The 25655-nt window shown below is 34.6% G+C and carries 27 protein-coding genes, 1 pseudogene and 1 riboswitch; of the genes and pseudogenes, 27 read left to right on the top strand and 1 reads right to left on the bottom strand.

Annotated features, from left to right (window positions below; all coding sequences use genetic code 11):
* Positions 1 to 204: 204 nt before the first annotated feature.
* Positions 205 to 1596: a glycine--tRNA ligase gene (locus tag DVJ99_RS04175; RefSeq protein WP_114603264.1), complete on the bottom strand. Its 1392-nt coding sequence runs from the start codon at positions 1594 to 1596 to the stop codon at positions 205 to 207.
* A 318-nt stretch (positions 1597 to 1914) separates the two neighbouring features.
* Here DVJ99_RS04175 and ccpN point away from each other — a divergent pair, with 318 nt between their 5' ends.
* From ccpN to gcvT, 27 genes and pseudogenes are all read left to right on the top strand, one after another.
* Entirely contained in the window at positions 1915 to 2538 is a 624-nt protein-coding gene (ccpN, locus tag DVJ99_RS04180; RefSeq protein WP_105992676.1) for a transcriptional regulator CcpN, read from the top strand.
* Positions 2539 to 2550: 12 nt separating this feature from the next.
* Positions 2551 to 3375: a pyruvate, water dikinase regulatory protein gene (locus DVJ99_RS04185; RefSeq protein ID WP_114603265.1), complete on the top strand. Its 825-nt coding sequence runs from the start codon at positions 2551 to 2553 to the stop codon at positions 3373 to 3375.
* A 115-nt stretch (positions 3376 to 3490) separates the two neighbouring features.
* A complete protein-coding gene (dnaG, locus tag DVJ99_RS04190; protein ID WP_114603266.1) occupies positions 3491 to 5263 on the top strand; it encodes a DNA primase in 1773 nt (590 codons plus the stop codon).
* A gap of 80 nt (positions 5264 to 5343) precedes the next feature.
* Positions 5344 to 6453, top strand: coding sequence for an RNA polymerase sigma factor RpoD (gene rpoD, locus DVJ99_RS04195; protein ID WP_114603267.1), 1110 nt, complete (start codon positions 5344 to 5346; stop codon positions 6451 to 6453).
* 129 nt (positions 6454 to 6582) lie between these two features.
* On the top strand, positions 6583 to 7254 hold the full coding sequence (locus DVJ99_RS04200; RefSeq protein WP_114603268.1) for a tRNA (adenine(22)-N(1))-methyltransferase: 672 nt from the start codon (positions 6583 to 6585) through the stop codon (positions 7252 to 7254).
* Positions 7254 to 8348: a Nif3-like dinuclear metal center hexameric protein gene (locus DVJ99_RS04205; RefSeq protein ID WP_114603269.1), complete on the top strand. Its 1095-nt coding sequence runs from the start codon at positions 7254 to 7256 to the stop codon at positions 8346 to 8348. The genes DVJ99_RS04200 and DVJ99_RS04205 overlap by 1 nt, the downstream gene beginning before the upstream one ends.
* Positions 8349 to 8371: 23 nt before the next feature.
* Complete coding sequence (locus DVJ99_RS04210; RefSeq protein ID WP_114603270.1) at positions 8372 to 9712, top strand: DEAD/DEAH box helicase; 1341 nt, start codon at positions 8372 to 8374, stop codon at positions 9710 to 9712.
* 16 nt (positions 9713 to 9728) lie between these two features.
* Positions 9729 to 10622, top strand: coding sequence for a deoxyribonuclease IV (locus DVJ99_RS04215; RefSeq protein WP_114603271.1), 894 nt, complete (start codon positions 9729 to 9731; stop codon positions 10620 to 10622).
* Between the two features lie 96 nt (positions 10623 to 10718).
* The gene (locus DVJ99_RS04220) at positions 10719 to 11525 is read left to right on the top strand and encodes a metal ABC transporter ATP-binding protein (protein ID WP_199790638.1); all 807 of its coding nucleotides are present in this window, start codon (positions 10719 to 10721) and stop codon (positions 11523 to 11525) included.
* Positions 11525 to 12432, top strand: a pseudogene (locus DVJ99_RS04225) (metal ABC transporter permease). Before DVJ99_RS04220 ends, DVJ99_RS04225 begins: the two are co-directional and overlap by 1 nt.
* A complete protein-coding gene (locus DVJ99_RS04230; protein ID WP_114603273.1) occupies positions 12374 to 12781 on the top strand; it encodes a Fur family transcriptional regulator in 408 nt (135 codons plus the stop codon). Before DVJ99_RS04225 ends, DVJ99_RS04230 begins: the two are co-directional and overlap by 59 nt.
* A 178-nt stretch (positions 12782 to 12959) precedes the next feature.
* Positions 12960 to 13565 carry a superoxide dismutase gene (locus tag DVJ99_RS04235; RefSeq protein ID WP_105992687.1) on the top strand — a complete coding sequence of 202 codons (606 nt, stop codon included), beginning with the start codon at positions 12960 to 12962 and terminating at the stop codon, positions 13563 to 13565.
* Positions 13566 to 13772: 207 nt separating this feature from the next.
* Positions 13773 to 15833, top strand: coding sequence for a peptidoglycan D,D-transpeptidase FtsI family protein (locus tag DVJ99_RS04240; protein ID WP_114603274.1), 2061 nt, complete (start codon positions 13773 to 13775; stop codon positions 15831 to 15833).
* Between the two features lie 130 nt (positions 15834 to 15963).
* On the top strand, positions 15964 to 16506 hold the full coding sequence (locus DVJ99_RS04245; RefSeq protein ID WP_114603275.1) for a 5-formyltetrahydrofolate cyclo-ligase: 543 nt from the start codon (positions 15964 to 15966) through the stop codon (positions 16504 to 16506).
* A 12-nt stretch (positions 16507 to 16518) separates the two neighbouring features.
* Complete coding sequence (locus tag DVJ99_RS04250; RefSeq protein ID WP_114603276.1) at positions 16519 to 17979, top strand: rhomboid family protein; 1461 nt, start codon at positions 16519 to 16521, stop codon at positions 17977 to 17979.
* The gene (locus DVJ99_RS04255) at positions 17960 to 18160 is read left to right on the top strand and encodes a YqgQ family protein (RefSeq protein WP_105992691.1); all 201 of its coding nucleotides are present in this window, start codon (positions 17960 to 17962) and stop codon (positions 18158 to 18160) included. The genes DVJ99_RS04250 and DVJ99_RS04255 overlap by 20 nt, the downstream gene beginning before the upstream one ends.
* Positions 18160 to 19146 (top strand): ROK family glucokinase, encoded by a 987-nt coding sequence (locus DVJ99_RS04260; protein WP_114603277.1) that lies wholly within the window; start codon positions 18160 to 18162, stop codon positions 19144 to 19146. Before DVJ99_RS04255 ends, DVJ99_RS04260 begins: the two co-directional genes overlap by 1 nt.
* The gene (locus DVJ99_RS04265; RefSeq protein WP_105992693.1) at positions 19146 to 19475 is read left to right on the top strand and encodes an MTH1187 family thiamine-binding protein; all 330 of its coding nucleotides are present in this window, start codon (positions 19146 to 19148) and stop codon (positions 19473 to 19475) included. The genes DVJ99_RS04260 and DVJ99_RS04265 overlap by 1 nt, the downstream gene beginning before the upstream one ends.
* Entirely contained in the window at positions 19475 to 20098 is a 624-nt protein-coding gene (locus tag DVJ99_RS04270; RefSeq protein ID WP_114603278.1) for an MBL fold metallo-hydrolase, read from the top strand. Before DVJ99_RS04265 ends, DVJ99_RS04270 begins: the two co-directional genes overlap by 1 nt.
* A 58-nt stretch (positions 20099 to 20156) precedes the next feature.
* A complete protein-coding gene (gene comGA, locus DVJ99_RS04275) occupies positions 20157 to 21131 on the top strand; it encodes a competence type IV pilus ATPase ComGA (protein ID WP_114603279.1) in 975 nt (324 codons plus the stop codon).
* Positions 21103 to 22176 (top strand): competence type IV pilus assembly protein ComGB, encoded by a 1074-nt coding sequence (gene comGB, locus DVJ99_RS04280; protein ID WP_114603280.1) that lies wholly within the window; start codon positions 21103 to 21105, stop codon positions 22174 to 22176. The genes comGA and comGB overlap by 29 nt, the downstream gene beginning before the upstream one ends.
* Positions 22177 to 22193: 17 nt before the next feature.
* A complete protein-coding gene (gene comGC / locus DVJ99_RS04285; RefSeq protein ID WP_114603281.1) occupies positions 22194 to 22523 on the top strand; it encodes a competence type IV pilus major pilin ComGC in 330 nt (109 codons plus the stop codon).
* Between the two features lie 2 nt (positions 22524 to 22525).
* Positions 22526 to 22951 carry a competence type IV pilus minor pilin ComGD gene (gene comGD, locus DVJ99_RS04290; protein ID WP_114603282.1) on the top strand — a complete coding sequence of 142 codons (426 nt, stop codon included), beginning with the start codon at positions 22526 to 22528 and terminating at the stop codon, positions 22949 to 22951.
* Positions 22935 to 23255, top strand: coding sequence for a hypothetical protein (locus tag DVJ99_RS04295; RefSeq protein WP_114603283.1), 321 nt, complete (start codon positions 22935 to 22937; stop codon positions 23253 to 23255). Before comGD ends, DVJ99_RS04295 begins: the two co-directional genes overlap by 17 nt.
* Positions 23256 to 23274: 19 nt before the next feature.
* Positions 23275 to 23664, top strand: a complete 390-nt coding sequence (locus DVJ99_RS04300) for a ComGF family competence protein (RefSeq protein ID WP_162912143.1) — start codon at positions 23275 to 23277, stop codon at positions 23662 to 23664.
* A gap of 164 nt (positions 23665 to 23828) precedes the next feature.
* Positions 23829 to 24350 (top strand): shikimate kinase, encoded by a 522-nt coding sequence (locus tag DVJ99_RS04305; protein WP_114603285.1) that lies wholly within the window; start codon positions 23829 to 23831, stop codon positions 24348 to 24350.
* A riboswitch (glycine riboswitch) is annotated at positions 24347 to 24466 on the top strand. Its footprint overlaps the gene before it by 4 nt.
* An 81-nt stretch (positions 24467 to 24547) precedes the next feature.
* The gene (gcvT, locus tag DVJ99_RS04310) at positions 24548 to 25642 is read left to right on the top strand and encodes a glycine cleavage system aminomethyltransferase GcvT (RefSeq protein WP_114603286.1); all 1095 of its coding nucleotides are present in this window, start codon (positions 24548 to 24550) and stop codon (positions 25640 to 25642) included.
* Positions 25643 to 25655: the final 13 nt, after the last annotated feature.

A 25655-nucleotide genomic window follows, 5' to 3' on the forward strand; every position in this document is an offset into this window, starting at 1 on the left:
ACCACTTTTTTTACCAGATCAAGCAAACGATAGTGCGCTAGGAGAATAAAAAAACTGTACAAACGAGATTTATCAACTCATTTGTACAGTAACTTAAAATTTGTTTATCAGATTACCAATAAATTATTTTTTGTTTTTTCCTGTCTACTTGACAGGGAGCAGTTCACAAATCAGCGATACGCTTGTTTTAGTCTATAGATACAATTAGAATTTAACTTTTTCAGCTAAGAAATCATTTAATTCTGAGATAGGCATACGGACTTGTTCCATAGTGTCACGTTCACGAACAGTAACTTGTTTGTCTTCTAATGAATCGAAGTCAAATGTAATACAGTAAGGTGTACCGATTTCATCTTGACGACGGTAACGTTTACCGATTGATTGAGATTCATCAAAGTCTACTGTAAAGTCTTCGCTTAATTGTTCGTAAACTTTAATAGCTTCCTCAGATAATTTTTTGCTTAATGGTAAAATAGCTGCTTTGTATGGTGCTAGGGCAGGGTGGAAGTGTAATACAGTACGTTCATCTTTACTGCCTTCAACACCTTCACGGTCATAAGCATCGCATAAGAATGCTAATGTAACACGGTCAGCACCAAGTGATGGTTCAATACAATATGGGATGAATTTTTCGTTTGTTTCAGGATCATGATATTTAAAGTCATCTCCTGAATACTCACTATGTTGTTTCAAGTCGTAATCTGTACGGCTTGCGATACCCCAAAGTTCGCCCCAACCGAATGGGAATTTATATTCAATATCAGTTGTCGCATTTGAATAGTGAGATAATTCATCTTCATCATGGTCTCTTAAACGAAGGTTTTCATTTTGAAGACCAAGGTCTAATAACCATTTTTCCGCAAATGTTTTCCAGTAATTTTGCCATTCGATTTCTTCACCAGGTTTACAGAAGAATTCTAATTCCATTTGTTCGAATTCACGTGTTCTGAAAATGAAGTTACCCGGTGTGATTTCGTTACGGAATGATTTACCGATTTGACCGATACCGAATGGTAATTTTTTACGCATAGAACGTTGTACGTTTTTGTAGTTTACAAAGATACCTTGTGCAGTTTCCGGACGTAGGAAGATTTCGTTAGTTGAGTCTTCAGTTACACCTTGGAAAGTTTTGAACATTAAGTTGAATTGACGGATATCTGTCCAGTTTGCAGTACCGCTTACAGGATCTTTGATGCCTTCTTCATCGATAATGCGTTTCATTTCATCAAAGCTTAAACCGTCTGCGATAAAGTTTTCGTCGCCTTTTTCATTTTGCATATAATCTTCGATTAATTTATCTGCACGGTAACGAATTTTACTGTCTTTGTTATCGATCATCGGATCGTTGAAGTTGCCTAAGTGACCTGATGCTTCCCAAGTTCTAGGGTTCATCAAGATCGCAGCATCTAAACCTACGTTGTATGGTGATTGTGAAATGAATTTTTTCCACCAAGCACGTTTAATATTATTTTTTAATTCAACACCTAATGGACCATAGTCCCAAGTGTTTGATAAACCACCATAAATTTCACTGCCTGGGAATACAAAACCTCTGTGTTTAGCCAGTTGTACTACTGAATCCATATCTTTTGCCATAAAAAAACACTCCTCTTTAATAATAAAAAACTCGTCCCAAGATAACGGAAAATAAATTCCGAAATCTTGGGACGAGTTTAATATTTCATAATTCATAATCATAAAAATAACCCGCGGTTCCACCCAAATTAGTGAAGACACTCGCTTAGTTTATATAAGTTTTTAGGCCAATTTTATTGTTAAGCTCGCACCATCCTTAACTCGCTTCAAATTTAATTCTAATGCATCACAAAATTAAAGGCAAGTGTTTATATACATTTGTAGAGCAATTCGATTACAGTTATAATATGAATTGTAAGTGTGAAGGGGTGAAGACATATAGAACTGAGTAACAGGCAAAGCGAGATTATAGAAATAGTGAAGCATAACGGGCCGATTACTGGGGAGAAGATTGCCGAACAACTAAGTTTAACGAGAGCGACGTTAAGACCTGACTTAGCAATTTTAACAATGTCTGGGTTTCTCGAAGCTAGACCTAGAGTAGGTTACTTTTATTCTGGTAAGACAACAAATCAATTATTAACAGAAAAACTGCGCCAATATGTTGTTAAGGACTATCAATCATTACCGATTATTTTAAAAGGCGACATTTCTGTTTACGAAGCAATTTGTACCATATTCCTTGAGGATGTGAGTACATTATTTATAGTCAACAGCAATAATGATTTTATTGGTGTGTGTTCAAGAAAAGACTTACTCAGAGCATCTATGATTGGTGAAGATATACATACTATGCCAGTCAGCGTCATTATGACAAGAATGCCGAATTTAACACACGTCCTAGAAAACGACTTAGTCGTATTAGCTGCACAGCTTATGATAGAAAAAGAAATTGATTCTTTACCAATCGTTCGTGGTAAAGAGAATGGTAAGTTAGAAGTAATTGGACGTATTTCAAAAACTACGATTACAAAGCTATTTGTATCAATTTTTGATGAGTAGGAGAAGGATTTCATGCAAAAGATAAAAATAATAATTGCATCTGATTCGGTAGGAGAAACAGCCGAACAAGTTGCAAAAGCTTGTGTTTCTCAATTTAATTCCAAAAGATTTCAAAGTGAAGTCGTACGTTATCCATATATTGAAACCAATGAAAATGTGGGTGAAGTCATTGAAGTCGCAAAAGAGAATGAACTGAATATTGTAGTCTTCACATTAGTCAAACCCGATATTAAAGAATATATGGAAAATCAACTTGCGGAGCATGAAATCAAGCATGTTGATATTATGGGACCGCTAATGAACATTTTAACTGAAGAAATCGATGAAAAACCTTATTATGAACCTGGCATTGTCCATAAACTTGATGAAGCATATTTCAAGAAAATAGAAGCGATTGAATTTGCGGTTAAATATGATGATGGCAAAGACCCTAAAGGATTGCCAAAAGCAGATATAATATTAATTGGTATTTCTCGTACTTCCAAAACACCTTTATCGCAATTTTTAGCACACAAACGTTATAAAGTGATGAACATACCGATTGTTCCGGAGATTAATCCTCCAGAAGCTTTGTTTGAAGTCGATCCTAAAAAATGTATTGCTTTAAAAATCAGTGAAGAAAAGCTGAATATTATTAGAAAAGAACGTTTAAAACAATTAGGATTAGGCGATTCTGCAAGATATGCCACAGGCCAACGTATCCAAGAAGAGCTCGACTACTTCGATAAGGTGGTTGAAAAAATCGGCTGTCCTGTCATTGATGTTTCTGACAAAGCTATCGAAGAAACAGCTAATGACATCATGTATATCATTGAACAAAACAATATGAATAAATAAACTGCCGAATACGCTGATACTGCACTATCAGCGTATTTTTTAAAAATGAGCGAATAACTTTTAATTTTTATAGAAAATGATATAATAGTATGACTAATGTATATAGGTGGTTAGTGTGCGAATAGAGCAATCAGTAATAAATGAAATAAAAGACAAAACAGATATTCTGGATCTTGTAAGTGAATATGTGAAATTAGAAAAAAGGGGACGCAATTATATCGGTTTGTGTCCTTTTCATGATGAAAAAACACCTTCATTTACTGTTTCTGAAGATAAGCAGATCTGCCATTGCTTCGGTTGTAAAAAAGGCGGCAACGTCTTCCAGTTCACACAAGAAATCGAAGGCATTTCGTTTGTCGAGGCTGTTAAAGAGCTTGGGGAACGGGTAAATATAAAAGTAGATGTCGGCAATTCAAATGAACAAAACCAGATTGCTTCAGATGATTTAATGATGATTAAAATGCATGAACTCATGCAAGAATATTATCATTATGTCTTAATGAAAACTGTAGAAGGCGAGAAGCCGCTTGAATATTTGAAATCAAGAGGATTTTCAGAACAGCTTTTAAGAGATAGAAAAATCGGTTTTGCGCCTGACAACTCTCATTTTTGTCATGATTTTTTACAAAAGAAAGGATATGATATTGAGTTAGCGTATGAAGCTGGCTTACTTTCTCGGAATGAAGAAAACTTCAGTTATTATGACCGATTTAGAGATAGAATCATGTTTCCTTTACAAAATGCGCAAGGCAGAACAGTAGGCTACTCAGGACGAACATATAAAAACCAAGAACCTAAATACTTGAATAGTCCTGAAACACCTATTTTCCAAAAACGCAAATTATTGTATAACATCGATAAAGCAAGAAGAGTAATTAGACAAAAGAACGAACTTATTTTGCTCGAAGGTTTCATGGATGTCATCAAAGCTGATAGTGCAGGGGTTAAACAAGTTGTTGCGAGTATGGGAACTCAAATTTCTCAAGAGCACATTGCATTTATTAAAAAGCTTACATCTAATGTGACATTGCTGTTTGACGGCGACTTTGCCGGACAAGAAGCAACTTTGAAAACAGGTCAGCAATTACTTGAACAAGGACTCAATGTCTTTGTCATTCAGCTGCCATCTAAAATGGATCCGGATGAGTATATTACTAAATACGGGGAAGATGCATTCAATAAATATATCGACCATGAAAAACGTGCATTTGTCTTGTATAAGGTCAACTTATTTAAAGATGAAATTGCACATAATGATATGGCTTACGAAAAATATTTAAAAGAAATAACAGATGATATTTCTTTAATGCCGTCAGGGATTTTACAGAAAAAAGTATTGCAAGGCGTTTCTGAATTGTTTAAAGTTAGTTTTGATAGTCTAAATAATGAAGTGGTAAAGCATAATCATCAAACATTTCAACAAGTGCCGTCTGCTCCGCCTGTATTTAAGCAGCAGAAATTCACTAAACAAGAAGATGCAGAGCGTAAATTATTAAAACATTTTATGTTCAATAAAGACGTATTTCTTGAATATAGTAAACAAGTCGAAGCAGATGACTTTACAAACCAACAATTTAAGCGTATATTTAATATTTTGCATGACTATTATACTGAGAACGAATATTATGACTTAAGCACTGCATTATTGTATAGCGATGGGGAAACAGATCGTGAAACATTAATAGCGTTAGACAATCTCTTACTTAACAACAATCCCTATGAACATGAGCTTGATGAATATATTCAAATCATTATTAACAGCCGCAATAATGAATCAGCTGAATCACTCAATGAAAAATTGCGTGAAGCTACAAGAATCGGCGACAAAGAATTGCAAAAATATTATTTGCAAAAGATTGTAGCATTAAATCAAAAACGAATGAATTAAAATAAAACTATAAGAATCATTAATAGCGTTGACCTAGGTTAACGTGTTGTGTGCGTATATTAATTTTGGGAGGCCTTTTTATGTCTGAAAACCAAGTAAAAGTAGTTAAAAAACAAACCATCGATCCGACATTAACTTTGGAAGATGTAAAAAAACAATTATTAGAAAAAGGGAAAAAAGAAGGTCATTTAAGCCATGAAGAAATTGCTGAAAAACTTCAGAATTTCGATATGGATTCAGATCAAATGGACGAATTCTTTGATCAATTAAATGATAATGATATCAACCTAGTTAACGAAAAGGATAGTTCTGATACAGACGAAAAATTGAATCCTAACGATTTAAGTGCCCCTCCAGGTGTTAAAATTAATGATCCGGTCCGCATGTATTTAAAAGAAATCGGAAGAGTAGACCTTTTAAATGCACAAGAGGAAATCGAACTTGCGAAAAGAATCGAGCAAGGCGATGAAGTTGCAAAAGCACGCTTAGCAGAAGCCAACTTACGTTTAGTTGTAAGTATTGCCAAAAGATATGTAGGTCGCGGAATGTTATTCTTAGACCTTATTCAAGAAGGTAATATGGGCTTAATCAAAGCAGTAGAGAAATTCGACTTCAGCAAAGGGTTCAAATTCTCTACTTATGCGACATGGTGGATTCGTCAAGCCATCACACGTGCTATTGCCGACCAAGCTCGTACAATCAGAATTCCGGTGCATATGGTTGAAACAATTAATAAATTAATCCGTGTTCAACGTCAATTGCTTCAAGACTTAGGTCGTGACCCAGCACCTGAAGAAATCGGGGAAGAGATGGACTTACCGCCTGAAAAAGTACGTGAAATCTTAAAAATAGCTCAAGAGCCTGTGTCATTAGAAACACCGATTGGCGAAGAAGACGACAGCCACTTAGGCGACTTCATTGAAGACCAAGAAGTACAAAGTCCTTCTGACCATGCAGCTTATGAGTTATTAAAAGAACAATTAGAAGATGTATTAGATACATTAACTGACCGTGAAGAAAATGTATTAAGATTACGTTTCGGTCTTGATGACGGACGTACAAGAACACTCGAAGAAGTAGGTAAAGTCTTTGGTGTTACAAGAGAACGTATTCGTCAAATCGAAGCTAAAGCGCTTAGAAAGTTAAGACATCCAAGCCGTAGCAAACTCCTTAAAGACTTTATGGACTAATTAAGTGAAAATAGCGAGACAATAAGCTGAAAATGTTTGGCTGACGAAGGCTAGGAAGTATGGAATTCACCTACAGTCAATCGAATTTATTGCTTGTTGTCTCGCTTTTTATGTTAGAGAGGTACAAACATGATTGTATTAAACCAAAGATTAACAGCAGTAAGTAAATATATCACAGGCAGTACATTAGCTGATATCGGTTCAGACCATGCCTATTTGCCGATATACGCTATACAAAACGCATTATGCGCTTCTGCAATAGCCGGAGAAGTTGTTAAAGGTCCATTTCAAGCCGCGCAAGAGAATGTTAAAAAATATGGCATGGAAAAAGTAATTGATGTTAAACTTGGTAATGGATTAAATGTATTAGAAATAAATAATGATATCGACACGATAACAATTTGCGGAATGGGCGGTCCGTTAATCGCTGATATTTTAGATAAAGGCAGTGAAAAGCTTGGTAACCATCCGCGCTTAGCTTTGCAAAGCAATATTCAAACATCAGCTTTAAGAAAAACATTAATGCAATTAGATTATCATATTGTTGAAGAAGAAATTATGGAAGAAAAAGGGCATATTTATGAAATTGTGATTGCTGAATATGGACCACAATCGATGGATGAATATGCATTGAAGTTCGGCCCGAAACTATTGGAGAATAAAACTGCAGTATTTACAAAACATTGGCAACGAGAATTAGATGCTTTAGAGAATATCAAAAAGCATTTAGATAAATATAAACATAAAGACCGCTTAGAACAAATTGATCGTGAAATTAAACTCATTCAAGAGGTGTTATAATGAAAACTTCAGAATTACTTTCTATTATTAACCAGCATGTACCTTTTGCTTCTGCGGAATCATGGGATAATGTAGGTTTATTAATCGGAGATACCAATCAAGAAGTCAATGGCATTTTAACAGCATTGGACTGCACATTTGATGTAGTAGATGAAGCGATTGAAAAAAATATTAATACAATTATTGCACACCATCCGCTTATCTTTAAAGGTGTTAAAAATATTAACGAAGGCGGTTATGGTACAATCATCCGACGTTTAATTCAGAACAATATTCAACTGATAGCACTGCACACAAATTTAGATGTATACCAATATGGTGTCAACGCAATGCTTTCAAAACGAATCGGTATTAAAAATGCAGAAATCTTAGAACCCCAAACAGAAAGCTATTATAAAGTTCAAGTGTTTATCCCTGAGGAAAATGTAGTTGAGTTTAAAGATAAAATGAATGACCAAGGGTTTGCTTCTGAGGGAGATTATGAATATTGCTTCTTCTCAACTAAAGGAGATGGACAATTTAAACCTGTAGATGGTGCTAACCCTCATATTGGACAACTTAATGAAATTGAGACGGTAGAAGAAGTCAAAGTTGAATTTATGATTCAGAATAACGAACGCGCTAAAGCAGAATATTTCATCAATGCACTGCATCCATATGAGACACCTGTATATGATTTTATACCTTTAACAAAATCATTGAACCGAGGTTTGGGTATGATTGGCGACTTACCTGAACAAACTACATTAAAAGCATTAGCTTCAGCTATTAAAACACAATTGGATATCCCAAGTGTCAGATTCACAGGCAATCCTAATGCATTAATTTCAAAAGCTGCTGTGATTGGCGGTTCTGGTATCGGTTATGAACAATACGCACACCAAAAAGGTGCAGATGTCTTTATTACAGGAGATATTAAACACCACGATGCCTTAGATGCAGAAATCGATGGTTATCATTTAATTGATATTAATCATTATAGTGAATATGTGATGAGAGATGGATTAAAAGCATTGCTGGAACAATGGCTAGAAGGCAAAGTTGACAATATCGAAGCATCACATTTAAATACTGATCCGTTTAATTATGTATAAATCAAAGAAAAGGAGGGATTTTAATGGCCGTAGAACATCCGTTTAACCAATTTGAGCTTAGTTCACAATTAATTGACGCTGTAAAAGACTTGAATTTTAATCAGCCAACTGAAATCCAACAAAGAGTAATACCTAAAATTTTGAAAGGGAACAACATTATCGGTCAGTCTCAAACTGGTACTGGTAAATCACATGCATTCCTATTACCGCTTATGGAAGGCATCGACATAACGGTGCAAGAGCCGCAAGCAATTGTAGTAGCACCGACAAGAGAATTGGCGCAACAGCTATTTAATGCTGCACAGCATCTTGCTCAATTTAAAGATGATGTGAAAGTATCATTATTTATCGGCGGTACAGATTTCGAAAGAGATAAACAGCGCTGTAATATTCAACCGCAACTCGTTATCGGTACACCTACTAGAATTAATGACTTATCTAAAGATGGCACTTTGCATGCACATCTTGCACATTACCTCGTTGTTGATGAAGCAGATTTAATGATTGATTTAGGTTTAATTGAGGACGTAGACCATATTGCAGCACGCTTGGATGAAAGTGCGCATATTGCAGTGTTCAGTGCGACGATTCCGAAGTCATTACATCCTTTCTTAAATAAATACTTGAACCAGCCTGAATTAATCGAAGTTGATAGCAAAACACAAAACAAGAAAAACATCGACTTCTATTTAATCCCGACAAAAGGTGCGTCAAAACTAGATAAAACAAAAGCTTTGATTGATATTGTTAATCCATATCTTTGCCTGATTTTCTGTAATAGCCGAGAAAATGCGGATGAACTTGCAGAAGCGTTAACCGCTGATGGTCTGAAAATCGGTATGATTCATGGCGGATTAAGTCCGCGTGAAAGAAAACAGCAAATGAAACGTATTCGTAATTTAGACTTCCAATTTGTGATCGCCAGCGATTTAGCTTCTCGCGGTATTGATATTGAAGGTGTCAGTCATGTTATTAACTATGATGTGCCTAAAGATATTGATTTCTTCACACACCGTGTGGGCCGTACAGGCAGAGGACAGTATAAAGGCGAAGCATTTACACTTTATACACCTGATGAAGAGGATTTAATCGCAGAAATCGAGAAAAAAGGCTATCACTTTAAAGATGTCGATATCAAAAACGGCGAGTTAGTTGAAATCAAAGCACACAATACGCGTAAAACAAGACAAAATAAAGATGATCACTTGACTACACAAGTCAAACAGAAAATCAGACGCGGCAACAAGAAAAAAGTTAAACCAGGTTATAAGAAAAAGTTCAAAAGAGAACTTGAGCAAGCAAAACGTCAAGAACGTAAACAATACAGCAAACGCAAAAATAGAGAGCAGCGTAAAAACAAGTAAAGGATAGGTGGAAAGATTGTTAATAGGGTCTCACGTACCGATGAATGGTAAGAAAATGTTATTAGGTTCTGCTGAAGAAGCACATAGATTAAATGAAAAAACGTTTATGATTTATACAGGTGCACCTCAAAACACGAGAAGAAAACCTATTTCAGAATTGAATATCGAAGCTGGAAAAGAGGCAATGAAACAATACGGACTGTCTAATATTGTTGTACATGCACCTTACATTATTAACATCGCTAATACTCAAAAACCGCATGTCTTTGAGTTAGGTGTTGAGTTTTTACAAAAAGAGATTGAGCGTACAGAAGCAATCGGTGCAAAAGATATCGTGTTGCATCCAGGCTCTCATGTAGGAGCTGGTTCTGAAGCTGGTATTAAAAGAATTATCGAAGGCTTGAACGAAGTACTCACAAATGAAAATGATGTACGTATCGCTCTAGAAACTATGGCAGGCAAAGGTTCTGAAGTAGGCAGAACGTTTGAAGAGCTTGCTCAGATTATTGATGGTGTTAATCACAATGAACGCCTTTCTATTTGTTTTGATACTTGTCATACGCATGACGCAGGTTATGATGTCAAACACGACTTTGATGGGGTATTAGAAGAATTCGATAAAATCATCGGATTAGATCGTATCAAAGTCTTGCATGTAAATGATAGTAAAAATGAAGTAGGCGCACATAAAGACCGTCACGAAAACATTGGTTTTGGTCATATCGGCTTTGATGCATTAAATTATATCGTGCATCACGAGGTCTTTGAAAACATTCCTAAAATATTAGAAACACCATTTGTCGGCGAAGATAAGAAAAATAAAAAGCCGCCGTATAAGTATGAAATTGAAATGCTTGAAAATCAAACATTCAACCCAGATTTAAAACAAATTATCATGAATGAATCCTAACACCGAGTGTAATGCGGTGCGATTAAAAGACAAAGTCAGCTTTGTCTTTTAATTTTTTGTTATATTCTTAATCGTAAGCATTACAATTTACATAATATGAAGATAAGGTTATATTTATTACGAGGTGAAGATATGTCTACCCCAGTTTTTGAATTGAAAAATATCAATTACTCTTTTGGTACAAAACAAGTACTCGAAAATATTAATATAAAGATTTACAAAGGCGATTTCTTAGCTATCGTGGGACCCAATGGAGCAGGGAAGTCCACAATTTTAAAATTAATGCTAGGCTTGCTGCCGATGCAAAGTGGAGAAATGTTTATTGATGGCATTAAGTATCAGCGCAAGGTATCCGAATTAAAAATCAGCTATGTTTCTCAAAAAGCAAAAGCATTTAATTCAGGATTTCCAGCAAGTGTAAAAGAAGTAGTACTTAGTGGATTAACGAAACAAAAACGACTCTTTCAATGGTTTAACAGAAAAGATGTTGATAAAGTGAAAAGCATCCTTAAAAGATTAAACATTGAATACTTGCTCAATAAGAACATCGCAGAATTATCAGGGGGACAGCAGCAACGTGTTTTAATTGCAAGAGCACTCATATCCGATCCATCTGTTTTAATATTAGATGAACCGACAAACGGTATTGATGCTAAGCATGTAAATGAATTCTACAACACGTTAGAACAGTTGAAACAAGAAGGTGTTACAATTATTTTAGTAACACATGATATCGGTGTAGTTGTTGATACTGCTACTAAAGTAGCTTGTCTCAATAAACATTTGCACTTCCACGGACCGGCACAAGAATTCAAATCATTAGATCAAGTAGAAATTTCAAAAATATACGGCTATCCTGTAAAATTCGTGGATCATCAACATGAAAGGGAGTGCTGTAACTAATGATTGAAGCATTAATGAATTTTGATTTTATGAGATACTCTTTAATAAGCGGGATTTTAATCGGATTTATCGCACCATTTATCGGTGCATTCATAGTTGTCAGACGTTTATCGCTGATTGCCGATGCTTTAAGCCACGTAACATTAGGCGGTATCTCATTTGAAATGTTCTTAGCAACTCTGTCTCCGATATTTATGTATGCTAATCCGATGTGGGGCGGTATCGCTTTCGCAGTCATTGGTGCTTTATTAATTGAAAAGTTAAGAACGTCTTATCAAAATTATCAAGAAATTGCTATACCTATTATTATGAGCGCAGGTATAGGTTTAAGTGCAATATTTATTTCTTTAGCAGATGGATTCAACCAAGAATTAGTTGGATTATTATTCGGTTCAATCAGTGCCGTTTCATTAAGCGATATGGTAACAGTGCTGACTATTGCAGTCATTGTTACATTGTTCATTCTACTATTTTATAAAGAACTCTTTATTTTATCGTTCGATGAAGAATATAGTAAGGTGATCGGCGTTCCTAGATGGATACAATTCTTATTTATCATTATTGTAGCAATGGTAATTTCTGCATCAATGAGAGTAGTCGGAATTTTACTTGTAAGTGCACTTATGACTCTTCCAGTAGCCATTGCAATGAGAATAACAAAAGGATTCAAGCAGCTTATTCTCTATAGCATTATCATTGGAGAAATTGCAGTCATCGGCGGATTAGTAATCGCATTTTACCTAAATTTATCTCCAGGCGGTGTCATCGTAGTATTATTAGTATTACTATTAGTAATCGTTATGGCTATTCAATATATGCGCTCTAGATTTAAAAAAGGAGTAAGTTAAATGAATACAACAGATGCTATAAAATTATTAAAAGACGAAGGTCACAAATATACAGATAAACGAAAAATGATTATCGATATTTTTGTTAAAGAAGATAAGTATGTAAGTGCAAAAACGATTCAACAAAGAATGGATGCGGCATTCCCTGGTATTTCTTTTGATACAATCTATAGAAATTTATATTTGTTTAAAGATTTAGGCATTATCGAAAACACTGAGTTGGATGGGGAAATGAAATTCAGAATCGCATGTACACACCATCATCACCATCACTTTATTTGCGAAGTTTGCGGAGATACTAAAGTGATTGATTATTGTCCGATGGATGCTATTAAAGCACAACTTCCTAACGTGCTGATCCATACACACAAACTCGAAGTTTATGGTGTATGCGAAAAATGTCAATAATGAATTTAAAATTAATAAATATACCAACTCAATATGTTTAAATAATCTTCTTCAGGATATAGATATAGAGGAAACAGTCATATTCTAGATTTTACATTTTCTTATAAGCAGAAAAATTGTAAGGTATCTAACGAATTGATATAGTAGTGTTGAAAACAATTTAGGAGGATGATTATTTATGGCTTTTGAATTACCAAATTTACCATATGAGTTTGATGCATTGGAACCACACATCGATAAAGAAACTATGGAAATTCACCATGACAAACACCATAACACTTATGTTACAAAATTAAACGCAGCAATCGAAGGTACTGATTTAGAAAACAAATCAATCGAAGAAATTGTTGCTAATTTAGATAGTGTACCATCTGACATTCAAACTGCAGTACGTAATAATGGCGGCGGTCACTTAAACCACTCATTATTCTGGCAAATTCTTACACCTAACTCTGAAGAGAAAGGTACAGTAGTTGATAAAATTAAAGAACAATGGGGTTCTTTAGACGAATTCAAAGATGAATTTGCTAAAAAAGCTGCTGGACAATTTGGTTCAGGATGGGCTTGGTTAGTAGTAGATAAAGACGGTAAATTAGAAATCGTTACTACAGCAAACCAAGACAACCCAGTAACTGAAGGCAAAACTCCTATCCTTGGTTTAGATGTTTGGGAACATGCTTATTACCTTAAATATCAAAACAAACGTCCAGACTATATCAATGCATTCTGGAACGTTGTAAACTGGGAAAAAGTTGACGAATTATATAACGCAGCAACTAAATAAGTTCGAGTTATAACATGATACGTTGAATATCAACTTTAGCAGCAATTGGTCAATGCCAATTGCTGCTTTTTGATTTTACATAGAATCCTTGCAACGGCTTTTATTAAATTCTTAAATTTATACTGTGATTTCTATGCAAATTATAGAAAAAAGTTCCGTTTTCATATATCATTTGTTTAGAGAACTGTTGAATTGAGGTAGGTTGTATTGTTAAAAAGAATAAAGGAAAAAACGAATGATGAAAAAACTAGAAATCTTATGGATAAAAGGATTGGATTTTTCTTCGGTCTCGTAGTTGTAGTATTTTTAATCATTGTTTTAAGGTTGGGTTACTTACAAATCGCACAAGGTTCTCACTATAAGCAGCTCATTAAAAATGATGAAAATATTACGGTCAATGAATCTGTGCCTAGAGGAAGAATTTTAGACCGTAACGGAAAAATTCTTGTTGATAATGCTTCTAAAAAGTCTATTACATATACAAGAGGTAGAAAGACTTCGCAAAAAGATATATTAAAAGTAGCTGAACGTTTATCTAAATTAATAGATATGAAGACTGATCGAATTACCAAAAGAGATAAACAAGACTTTTGGATTCAATTACACCCTAAAAAAGCTGAAGATTTAATGAAAAAAGAAGATAAGATGCTGAGTAACGGGGAAATCACACAAGAACAATACGACGAAGAATTACACAATAAAATCAAAGGTAAACAACTTGATGAATTATCTGATAAAGATTTACAAGTTCTAGCGATTTATCGTGAAATGATGTCAGGTTCAACATTGAACCCTCAAACGATTAAGAAAGATGATGTCAGCGATAAAGAATATGCTTCAGTTTCTCAACAGCTGTCCAAGCTTCCTGGTGTCAATACTTCTATGGATTGGGATCGCAAATATCCTTATGGTGATTTGCTGAGAGATTTATTCGGTAGTGTGTCTACCTCAGAAGAAGGTATTCCTAAAGAATTAACAGATGATTATCTTTCTAGAGGCTATTCTAGAAATGATCGTGTAGGAAAATCTTACTTAGAATATCAGTATGAAAGTATTCTTCGAGGCAAAAAGAAAGAAATGAAATACACAACTGATAAATCTGGAGAAATTACAGATACTGAAGTCATTAATCCTGGTTCCCGCGGGGATGATTTAGTGCTTTCAATCGATATTGATTTGCAGAAAAAAGTAGAAGAAGCTTTAGAAAAGCAAATCACTAAATTAAGAGGCGAAGGCGCTAAAAACATGGACAATGCATTAGTTGTTGTTCAAGACCCTAATAACGGAGATATTTTAGCTATGGCCGGCAAGCAGATTAAACCAAACGGCGAATTAACTGATTACACTATCGGCAACTTCACATCGCAATATACTGTAGGTTCATCAGTTAAAGGCGGTACTTTGCTTACTGGTTATCAAAATAAAGCAATACATGTTGGAGAACATATGATAGATGAACCGTTGCATTTCCAAGGCGGACTCACTAAACGTTCTTACTTTAACCAAAACGGTAAAGTTGATATCAACGATAAAGAAGCGTTAATGCATTCATCAAACGTTTATATGTTCAAAACTGCATTGAAACTTGCTAAAGATCCATACCATTTCAATATGGGACTTCCAACAGATATTACTGATGCGGGTCAAAAATTGAGAAAAGGTCTAAATCAAGTTGGTTTAGGTGTTAAAACCGGTATCGATCTTCCTAATGAAGTAGCAGGGCAAATTGAAAAACTGAACACTAACAGCGGTAACTATTTAGATCTTGCAATCGGACAATATGATACGTATTCACCGATGCAATTATCACAATATGTGTCTACCATTGCTAATAATGGTTATAGAATCACACCGCATGTCGGCTTAGAAATCAGAAAAGCGACTGACAAAGATACATTAGGACCAGTTAAACACAAAATTCGCGGCAATGTCTTAAATCGTCTGAATAACTCACCTGATGAAATCAAACAAGTCCAAAAAGGGTTTGATATGGCATTTAATAAGGAACCAGGTACAGGTTACCAAAGTTTCCATAATACCGTTGTTCCATCTGCTGGGAAAACAGGTACTGCCGAAGTGTTCCAAGACGGTAAGCCAAGAGTTAACTCTACTTATGTGGGTTACGCACCAAAAGATAATCCTAAGCTAGCATTTTCAATTGTGTATACGAACCAGCCTGTCCCTGAACCTTGGTTGCAAGGCGGAGACTTAGGCAGAGATATTATTAATTATTATTTCGAAAAAGAAAAGAAATCATCTAAATCATAAAATAATGCCGATGGCCTGCAATTTAGGTCGTCGGCATTTTCATTAGCAAACAACATACGGGTCTAATGACACTTCAATATAGAAACGTTATAATAAACATATCACTATATAGACAAATCGGGGTGTAACTATGAAGAAATCTGAATTAAGGAAATCAACATTGCAAAAAATGCAGTCAATTGATAATCAAAATAAAGAGAAAGCAGACCAATGGTTAGCTGATCAGCTTTTTAATACAGATGAATTTAAAGCAGCACAAACCATCGGTATCGTACTTTCTATGGATCATGAAGTGAATACAAAGCCGATCATAGAAGAAATTATACGCCAAGATAAAAAAGCATTTGTGCCCGCTACCGATTATCAGAACAAGTCAATGACTTTTCAAAATCTAACTGATTTTTCACAACTGAAAACAGATGAAAAAGGCATCCAATATGTAGATGCAGACACAGAAAAAACAAACGACTTGGATCTACTCGTTGTACCTGGCGTCGTTTTTAATCATGATGGATATAGAATCGGATACGGCGGCGGTTATTTCGATAAATTCTTAAGCCGTCATCGAACTCAAACATTAAGTTTGGTTTATGATGTACAAATGAACGATTCATTTACAGAAGAAGCACATGATGAAGTCGTAGATCGACTTATCATTGCTGAAACTAGATAAATTGGAGGCACCATGAATATAGAAAAACAATTTTGGAAATTAATATATTTTTATGTAAAGTATTTGAACTACCAAATTGCACATACAAATGAAAATGAAACAGAAGTTTGGTTGTCCAATAAAAACAAGAAAAAGTTAGTAATTATCAAAACAGGTGTAAGCAGTACACAAGAACTTCGTTTTGATAAAAGCAGAGTATTAGAACATCAAGAAGAGATTGCTGCATATACAGGTTTTAAACCTCAAGATGTAACTTTCAATTATCTAACAGAGAAAATGTTCACCTATGAAAACCTCAGTGAAATACATCCGATACGTATGCGCTTTAATGTTATTCGGAACCAAAAAGAATTACTGAAAGTGTTGCCGAATCCATTATTAACAAAACTCTATACCAGAGATAACGAGAAAACATCGCTTTATTACAAGCGGCGTTTGCACAGCAATAATCCTTTAGAAAAATACATGATGAAATTTGCGCCTGTTACATATTCACTGATTGCAATTAATATAATTGTATGGTTGTTTATGTTCTTGATTGTAAATGCATTTTCGAGCAGAAGTTTACTAGATTGGGGCGGATTAGTTCATTTCAATGTGGTACATGGAGAGGTTTATCGACTCATCACTTCCATGTTTATACATTTTAATTTTGAACACATATTAATGAATATGCTTTCGCTCTTTATCTTTGGTAAATTAGTAGAAGCCATCGTCGGTCACTGGAAAATGCTGGGTATTTACTTTATTTCAGGGATTTTCGGCAATATTGTTTCTTTAGCAATAGATACCAACTCTATCTCAGTAGGTGCAAGCGGAGCAATATTCGGTTTAATCGGCAGTTTATTTGCGATAATGTATATCAGCAAAACATATACTTCTAAAATGCTGATGCAGCTGATTTTTGTTTTAGCCATCTTAACCGTGGTTTCATTGTTTATGGCTAACGTGAACATTTATGCACATATTGGCGGATTTGTCGGCGGCGCATTAGCAACATTTATCGGTTACTATTTCAATCGTGATCGTAAACTGTTTTGGATTTTATTAGGTACAGCAATATTACTGCTTTTGATTCTGTTAATAAGAACATTCACTATTAAGGAAGATAACATTTATGATAAATTAATAAGTGATGAGATGAGCAATGGTAATTATAATAAAGCTGAAGCACTTATCAAGCATACAATGGATAAAGGGTATGCTGATGATGAAACTTATTACCTCAGCGGCTTGCTCAAAGCTACTAAGGACTCAAAAGCTGAAGGTATTTCAACATGGGAGCGCGGATTAAAACATTACCCTGAATCCGGTATACTGAATTATGAACTTGCAATTGCAAATCGTTCATTAGGTGACGATAAATCTGCATTACGACACATTAAAAAAGCAGTGAAATCCGAACCTGATAATGAAAAATATAAGTATTTAAAAAAAGAGTTGGAAAAACAAAATGAATCGAAAAATAGATAGTTTTTATGATGTTCAACAATTACTTAAACAATTTGGGTTTATAGTTTACTTTAAGAATAAAAGCGACATGTATGAAATGATGGAACAAGAAATAAGAGAACTTTATGAGTATCAACTTATCTCAAAGGATGCATTTATCAAATGTATTTTAATTATCAATCAAAGAAGGATGAATAAGTAATGAGAAATTTAATATTGGCAGCCGATGTCGGTGGAACAACATGTAAACTAGGAATTTTCGACAAAGATCTTGAAAGAATTACAAAGTGGTCGATTCAAACTGATATTAGTGATACTACAGGTGTAGTACTATTAAAATCAATTTATAGTTCGTTTGTACAAAAAATGAACGAGTTGGAATTAAAAATGGAAGATGTTATAGGATTCGGTGTTGGTGTGCCAGGCCCAGTAGACTTCGAAACAGGTGTTGTTCACGGTGCAGTCAACCTTAACTGGCCAGGTGATGTAAATGTTAGAGAAATTCTATCGCAATTCGTGAATTTCCCTATCTTCGTCGATAATGATGCCAACGCAGCTGCATTAGGCGAAAAACACAAAGGTGCTGGTCATGATGCTGACGATGTTGTTGCGATTACATTAGGAACTGGTGTCGGCGGAGGTATTATCTCAAACGGCAAACTTGTGCATGGTCATAATGGTTCTGGTGCTGAAATCGGTCATTTCAGAGTAGACTTTGATCAACGTTTCGCATGTAACTGCGGCAAGTATGGATGTTTAGAAACTGTAGCGTCTGCGACAGGTGTTGTGAATCTAGTAAAATTCTACCATCCGAAACTTACAATTAAATCCTCAATCTTAGAATTGATAAAAGAAGATAGAGTAACAGCGAAAGACGTTTTCGATGCATCCAAACAAGGTGATTTATTCTGCTTATTCATTACAGAACGTGTCGCTAATTACATTGCTTATGCCTGCAGTATTATCAGTGTCATGAGCAATCCAAAATATATTATTTTAGGTGGAGGTATGTCTGATGCTGGCGATATTTTAATTGAAAATATCAAAACAGAATACAGAAACCTAACATTTACACCAGCACAAAACGGTACTGAAATTGTTAAAGCACAATTAGGCAATGATGCAGGTATCACAGGTGCTGCAGGATTAATTAAAACATATGTTATTGATGAGGAGCGTGTTGAATAGTGGCAATTGTAGATGTAGTTGTGATTCCGGTAGGTACAGAAGGACCTAGCGTGAGTAAATATATCGCTGATATCCAAACAAAATTAGAAGAATATAAAGAACAGGGATTGATTGATTATCAACTTACACCAATGAACACACTGATAGAAGGCGAATTAAAAGATTTATTCACAGTGGTACAAGCGATTCATGAATTACCTTTTGATGAAGGCATTGAAAGGGTATGTACAAATATAAGAATAGATGACCGTCGTGACAAGTCTAGAAAGATGAACGATAAATTGGTCTCTGTTCAAAAACAATTAGACAAAAAACGTGGTGAGCAATAATGAATATTTCATCTTTAGCTTTAGGAATTGCGGATACAAATACGTACTTTATTGAAGGTCAAGACGGCGTATTGCTAGTCGATCCATCAAGTGATGGTCATCAAATCATTTCAAAGCTTGAATCCATTGATAAGCCTTTGAAAGCAATTATTCTAACACATGCACATTTCGACCATATCGGTGCATTAGATGAAGTTCTTGAGAAATATAATGTTCCCGTGTATTTACACAAAGAAGAATTCGACTTTCTTACAGAACCTGAGAAAAACGGTTCGCAAAAGTTCAGCCAATATGGATTAAAACCAGTTGTAAGCAAAGCACAACCAACTGCTTTAGATGAGGGTGAACATACAATTGAAGGCTTTAACGTAAAAGTAATGCATACGCCAGGACATTCACCAGGCAGCTTGACATACGTGTTTGATGAATTTGCGGTTGTAGGAGATACTTTATTCAACAATGGTATCGGGCGTACAGATTTATATCGTGGAGATTACGAAACGCTTGTGGATTCAATTCAAGATAAAATCTTTACGATTCAAGATGATCTTCCGCTATACCCTGGACATGGTCCATCTACAACAGTTGAAGACGAACAATTAAATCCATTTTTACATGGCTAAAATTTAATAGAGTAAATGAATCACCTCCTGCGTTTATCTATGTAGGAGGTGATTTTTTATGAAAAAATTGTTTGAGAAAATTTTAACGGATGCAATCTCACATCGTGTTTCAGACATTCATTTTATTCCGATAGAAAGTGCAGTAACAATCAAATTCAGAGTGAATGATATCTTATCTGATTATGAAATGATTGAAACTGCTACTTATAAACGACTGCTTAATTTTATGAAATTTCTATCAGGGTTAGATGTATCGACTTACCATCAAGCACAAAGCGGCCAAACAACATTCAGACTCAAAACACTATACAATTTAAGAGTTTCGACATTGCCACTTTCATTAGGGGTGGAAAGCTGCGTTATCAGGGTCTCACCGCAATATTTCACTAATGAATATGAGAGCGAAGGACCTAAACACTTTCATCACTTGATGAATAAGAAGCAAGGACTGATTCTTTTTACAGGACCAACCGGATCAGGTAAAAGCACAATGATGTATGAAATGGTGACTTTTGCGAAAGAGACCTTGAACCTTAATATTATTACTGTTGAAGATCCAGTTGAAAAACGTATTTCTGGCATTACACAGATTTCTGTTAATGAAAAAGCGGGCATCAATTATGAAAACTCGTTTAAAGCCATTTTAAGATGTGATCCAGACATCATCTTAATCGGTGAAATCAGAGATGCACATATTGCAAAATGTGTCATACAAGCTTCATTAAGCGGTCATTTAGTACTTTCAACATTACACGCAAATGATTGTGAAGGCGCATTGCTCAGATTACTGGAAATGGGAATTACACCCCAAGAAGCACAGCAAGCAATAGCGCTCATTTCTAATCAACGCTTAGTAACTAATCAATCGGGTTTTCGAGAATTAGCATATGAAACCATGTATCAATCTGATATCCAGTACTTTTTCAAAAACAATCATACAATGCCTAAAAGTTTTATCAAGTTAAGTAAAGTACTTTGTCGTATGAATAAAGAGGGGGTTATCTGTGAGGAAGTATTTAAACGCTATACTTAATTACAATTTGAAAAAGAAAAAGCTGCTTACAGAAAAAGATCAGTTGATTTTATTGTTCAGGCTTAATATTTTACTTAATCATGGGTTTACACTTTTAGAAGCATTCTCTTTTTTAAATATGCATATAAAATATAAACAAAAGAACACAGCTGAGACTATTCTGAACCTCTTAAGAAACGGTGAAAACTGTCACCGAATTCTATCCTTTTTGAACTATCCCCAAACGATTGTAACTCAGATTTATTTTGCGGAAAGATTCGGCAGGTTATCAGAGAACCTGACTGAGTCCCACGCTTTCTTAAAACGAAAAGCAGAAGCTAAGCAGCGTTTTATTAAAACAATTCAATATCCTCTTATCTTAATCGGTATATTTATGTGTATGTTGTTCGGTATCAATTATTTTATCTTGCCGGAGTTCCAACAAATCTATACGACAATGGATATTCAACTATCCCCGCTTTTAAAATCTCTCAATTTCATCATTCAGCACTTTCCTCATATATTTCTAACATTTTCAGGAAGTGTTGGCTGTTTAACTATTATAATCCACCAATACATCAAGAAATTGAGCATCCCTCAAAAAATTAAATTTATTTCTAGACTTCCGCTTATCAACACCTACTATAAATTATTCAAAACCTACCAAATTACCAATGAATTAGCTTTGTTTTATAGAAATGGTATTGTGCTTCGGCAGATCTCTTTAATTTATACAGAACAAAATATCGATTTATTTTTAAAATACCTTGGAGAAACGATGATTAAAAAGATAGCAGAGGGCATGAAACTGCCAGAAATACTTGCTTCTGTCGGCTGTTTTCAAACTGAGTTGATCCAATTTATCGAACAAGGAGAAAAGAGCGGCAAAACAGATATAGAGCTCTCTATTTATACAGAAATCCTACTCAGTCAAATCGAAAATCAAATGAATAAGCAAATTAAAGTCATTCAGCCAGTGATATTTTTACTGCTTGGATTTCTGATTATCTCACTTTATTTAGTTATCATGCTTCCAATGTTTGACATGCTTCAATCTATTAAATAAAAGAAAAGGCGGTTTCTATGAAAAAATTATTATCAAAATTAAAACAGCGTCATTTTAAAGCTTTTACATTACTGGAAATGTTGTTAGTCCTTTTAGTTATAAGCGTCCTATTAATTTTAATCATTCCAAATATCGCAAAACAATCTAAACATGTGCAAGATACAGGATGCGAAGCACAACAAAAAATGGTGAATAGCCAAATTGAAGCATTCAGTTTGAATAAAAACAGAGCGCCATCATCCATCGATGAGCTTGTAAGTGAAGGTTTCTTAAAAGAAGGACAAAAAACATGCAAATCCGGCAAGACAATATCTATCAGTGATGGCGAAGCTAAAGTTAATGAATAGCCATGAAAGCATTTACTATGCTAGAAACATTGCTAGTGCTTGCAATGATAAGTATTTTGACTTTCTTAACTCTTAAGGTGCAAAGTGCGAATCATCTAAGCAGTGTCGAAAATGAATTATCTGCTAAAAATTTAGCTGCTCAAATCACATATTTAAAATCACAAGCTATCAAAGATCATAGCAGCTTTATGTTGATTTTTAATAGAGGCAGCAATCAAATTAAAGTCGTCAATACTGACCATCAAGCCAAGTATATCAAAATAGCGAATGGCATTATTGAAAATAACAGAAATATGGATAATGTCATTATTGATTCTGATGGTGAGTTTAATCGTTTTGGCTCCGTTTATATTCGTATTAACAATACATTATTTCGTTTCATTTTCCATATTGAGAAAGGAAGTCTGCGTATTGAAAAACAAAATTAAATGTTCAACACTGCGTGCTTCATTTTTATTGGATGCATTGACTTCCTTTTCTTTAATAACCACTATTTTACTTATTTTCTTGCCGATCCTAATCAACCAGCATGCGTATTACCAAAAAGAAATCGATAAAGCAGATATGTATCGTACTTTAATTACGGTAATCAATCATTTTAACAGAGAGGAAATCAACCAAGGCATCCAAATTGAACACTATGAAATTACTAACATTAATCAAAAATTATGTATTCAAAGCAATACAACACACAATCGCTATTGTTTTGATATTAAGCAAAAGAAAAATTAAGGCTTTTACTTTTATTGAAATGATGTTTTCATTATTTATCTTTTCATTAACGATGAGTCTGATTCCACCGTTATTTCAAGCCATTCAAAAATTGAATGTACAAATCAATGATACGTCCCTTATCAATTACGAATTTTTTGCACAAGATATCACTCGTGAACTGAATGGCGTTCCAATCAATGAAATAAACGTTGAAAAAAAGCGGATGAAAATTGATAAAAGAGATAAACAAATTTACTATATATTCAATAATCATAAGCTGTATAAAAATATCAATCAGCGTGGAAATGTAACATTAATCGGAAATATCAGCAGCTGCAAGTTCACAAAGATTAACAATCAATATATTAAGGTGGAATTAACACTTGTCGAAAACCGAGAAAAGTATTATAAAGTTCTTATCCTCTAAATCTAAAGGGTACATGCTGCCGTTTATTTCAATGATATTTATGGTATTTATCATCATAATTACTTCCTATAGTTATCAATATAGCTTAAAATTAAAGACACTGAACAACCTTAACGTTAACTATGAACAACAGCTAGAGCAATTAGTTGAGAAGGATGATAAATATGAAATTCAATCTAGAAGATAAAGTGCCGTTAATATTCATAGGATTTATGGGCACTGGAAAGACAACCCTAGGCCAATATACTGCAAACCAGACCAACAGCAGCTTTGTCGACTTAGATCATTTGATTGAACAGCGTACCAATCAAACGATACCAGAAATATTTGCCTCACAAGGCGAGTCTGGATTCAGAGAGCTTGAAACTCAATATTTACAGGAATCAATTGAGCAATATGATATAATTTCTACTGGAGGCGGCATCATTGAACGACCGGAATCTCTGGAATTATTATCAAAATGCAAAAATGTTATTTGGTTAGATACAGACATTAATCTAATTTTTGATAGAATTAAAAATGATGCTAATCGACCTAATGCGGCAAATAAAGCATTCGCCGAATTAAAAAGGTTGTATTTATCAAGGGTTTCACGATATAATGAAATCGCATTCAGCAGAATGGATACAAACAAGGACTTAGATTTACTACATCAAGAATTGATGAACATTTTAAATTGCGAATGACCAGTATTGGAGAGAATGAATGATTTCACTTTCTGAGAAGAAAGTAAGATTAATTCATCGCCGAAGGTGCAAGATTTCATATCGAATCTCTCAGGCAAAAGGATAATACTGGGACGCGTTCCTGAAGGTAACTACAGGGTGGCAATTTAGTTTGCTATCCTGTTTTTAATATTTAATCACATATAGGGGGTTGCAAGATGTCAAATGATTTAAAAAAGACACCATTATACGATCGTTTCCTAGAAAGCGATGCTAAAATTGTTGAATTCGGCGGATGGGCTATGCCTGTTCAATTTTCAAGTATCAAAGAAGAACATAACGCAGTTAGGGAAGTTATGGGAATCTTTGATGTCAGCCACATGGGCGAAATTTTAATTGAAGGAAAAGACGCTTCAGAATTCATTCAATATGTGCTTTCTAATGATACAGATCAGTTAACTGATAGCAAAGCCCAATATACTGCACTTTGTAATGAAAAAGGCGGTATCATTGACGACTTAATCACTTATAAATTAGATGATAATAAGTTCTTATTAGTGGTTAACGCAGCTAACACTGATAAAGACTATGAATGGATTAAGTCTCATTCAGATAAATTTGATGTATCAGTAGAAAATGTTTCTGATCAATACGGACAACTTGCTGTCCAAGGTCCAAAAGCACGCGACTATGTTGCTAGCTTAGTAGACGTTGATGTTTCTGAAATGAAACCATTCGAATTTAAAAAAGATGTCAAAATCTTTGGTAAAAATGTAATCTTGTCACAATCAGGTTACACAGGTGAAGACGGTTTCGAAATTTACTGCGACTCAAAAGACGTTGTAGCAATTTGGGACGGCCTTTTAGAAAATGAAGAATTGAAACCTGCAGGCCTTGGTGCACGTGACACATTACGTTTAGAAGCTGGTCTTCCTTTACATGGTCAAGATTTATCTGAAGATATTACACCATATGAAGGCGGCATTGCTTTTGCAGCTAAACCATTAATCGAAGCTGATTTCATTGGTAAAGAAGTATTGAAAGACCAAAAAGAAAATGGTTCTAAAGTAAGATCAGTTGGTTTAGAAATGATTGAAAAAGGTATTCCAAGAACTGGTTATGATGTACTAGATTTAGATGGTAACAAAATAGGGCAAGTTACTTCAGGTACACAATCTCCAGCTACTGGAAAAGGAATTGCATTAGCTATGATTGACCGCGATGAATTCGAAATGGGTAAAGAAGTCATCGTACAAGTAAGAAAACGTCAAGTTAAAGCTAAAATCGTTAAGAAAAATCAAATCAGTAAATAATTTAATGAAGGGG

Source organism: Staphylococcus sp. EZ-P03, assembly GCF_003344575.1.
Classification (GTDB): Bacteria; Bacillota; Bacilli; order Staphylococcales; family Staphylococcaceae; genus Staphylococcus; species Staphylococcus simulans_B.